Origin of the sequence: Sneathiella sp., assembly GCF_029233945.1 — a bacterium.
Lineage (GTDB): Bacteria > Pseudomonadota > Alphaproteobacteria > Sneathiellales > Sneathiellaceae > Sneathiella.
The window spans coordinates 1-1,845 of sequence record NZ_JARGOQ010000051.1 but is presented as its reverse complement, the minus strand read 5'-3'; the positions used below and the strand labels follow the sequence as shown (position 1 = coordinate 1,845).

Here is a 1,845-nt window from a genome sequence, read left to right as displayed (position 1 = left end):
TCCCCGATTTTAAGCGGCACGCCGTTATAGGTCGCGCCGTGGGACTGCACATAACGCCCGGTATAGAAAGACATGCGGGATGAGCCGCAGACCGGCGCCTGGGCATAGGCGCGGGAGAATCTGACGCCGCGCCGCGCCAAAGCATCGATATTCGGGGTCTTGATGGAGGGGTGACCGGCGCAAGTGAGGTAATCGGCGCGAAGCTGGTCGCACATGATGAAGAGGATATTTCTGACGCTACCCATTTCTTCTCTTTTCTTAACTATTACGGGTCAAATGACCGGATCGTCCAGCCGGTCCACATAGAAGGAGACGTATCCCGTAATCTCCAGCATTTCCTTGAACGGTTCCTCATAGGACCAGGCGATATTGGCCTCGGTCCCGAAACTCCAGTAACTCGCCAACCCCTTATAGGGGCAATAGGTGTCCTTATCCGTCATCGTCGCCTGATCGAGGCGCACATCCTCGGGCGGAAAATAAACGAGCGTCGGGTAATCGCCCTCCCGCAGGATAATGGCGCGGTTGCTGCGCGCAATCGTCTCCCCTTGCAGGGTGGCAATAAATTCCCGCTCCGGTCGTTCCAGCACAATCCGGTAGTCGGGATTTTTGGCGAAGCCGGGGGCGGGTTCGGCAGCGCTGCTGATGGTTTCTGTGTCCATGTCGGTCTCTCCTTATCACATGGCGGGACAGGCGATCAGTATGACCGCGCTTCTCCCCTGATTACAAGGATGTTTTTATTGATTTTTTTCAGGCAAAGGACAGGAAAGGTCGATTGGCGCCCGTAACGATATCCATTCCGCCGTCATCGGATGGCGAAATTCGAGCGCTTCCGCATGGAGTTGCAGCCGGGTGGCGCGCTTGCGAACGGCCGGATCGGAATAAAACCGGTCCCCAAGGATGGCATGGCCGATGGCGGCGCAATGCAGGCGGAGTTGATGGGTGCGGCCGGTTTTCGGATAAAGCGCGAGCAAGGTGGTCTCCTCGCGCCGATCCAGCACATGCCAGCAGGTGAGGGAGGGCTTCCCCTTTTCCGTATCGATTTTCTGTAAGGGCCGGTTCGGCCAGTCCGCCCCGAGCGGCAGGTCAATCTCGCCTTCATTCTCAGACAGGGAGCCATCGACCCAGGCGAGATAGCGCTTTTCGACTTTCCGCTCTGCAAAGAGAAGGCTCAATCGGCGGTGCGCCTCCGCGCCCTTGCCGAACAGCAGAAGGCCGGAGGTGTCCATATCCAGCCGGTGCACCGTTCGCGCGTTGCGGTCATGCGCCTTCGCCCGCGCCTCCGCGCAGTCGGTCAAATGATCGCCGCGCCCGGGAACGGAGAGAAGCCCGCTCGGTTTGTTGAGCGCCAGAATATGATCGTCCTCGAAGAGAATAGTCTCATCAAGCGGTGGGGGTGGGGCATAATCAAAACTCATGGCATCGTCCGGCGAAATAAATTCGCCTTTTCAATAGCATAAAGCCCGCGCCCGAGTCTTGGTCCATTTATGCGCGTTCGAGCATCACCGCATTGACCTTCGTCCGCGTGGCGAAGCCCAGATCCTCATAGACCCGGATGGCGCGGGTGTTGGTCGCAAAAACCTGCAGGTAAGGCGTTTCCCCGCGCGCCAGGATTTGCTCCGCCACATGAACGCAGAGCGCATGGGCGAGACCGCGCCCGAGATGATCGGGATGGGTGCAGACGCCGCTTATCTCCGAATAGCCCGGATGCTTGAAGCGCTCACCCGCCATGGCGATGAGTTTGCCGTCTTCCTTCACCCCAAAAAAGGTACCCAGAAGCCGGGTGTCCTTCAGATAAGGCCCCGGCTTGGTGAGTGTGGCGAGGGCGAACATATCCTCCGCATCCGC

At 58.8% G+C, this 1,845-nt stretch carries 4 protein-coding genes; all 4 read right to left on the bottom strand.

The genetic code is table 11. The features are described 5' to 3' along the window. On the bottom strand, nt 1-245 hold a 245-nt coding region (locus tag P1U71_RS14495; RefSeq protein ID WP_301106335.1), incomplete at its 3' end, for a sulfatase-like hydrolase/transferase. A 27-nt stretch (nt 246-272) separates the two neighbouring features. Continuing rightward, nucleotides 273-659 carry a DUF427 domain-containing protein gene (locus tag P1U71_RS14490; protein ID WP_301106334.1) on the bottom strand — a complete coding sequence of 129 codons (387 nt, stop codon included), beginning with the start codon at nt 657-659 and terminating at the stop codon, nt 273-275. A gap of 75 nt (nt 660-734) precedes the next feature. After that, the gene (locus P1U71_RS14485) at nt 735-1,415 is read right to left on the bottom strand and encodes an RluA family pseudouridine synthase (protein ID WP_301106333.1); all 681 of its coding nucleotides are present in this window, start codon (nt 1,413-1,415) and stop codon (nt 735-737) included. Nucleotides 1,416-1,482: 67 nt separating this feature from the next. After that, on the bottom strand, nt 1,483-1,845 hold a 363-nt coding region (locus tag P1U71_RS14480; protein WP_301106332.1), incomplete at its 5' end, for a GNAT family N-acetyltransferase.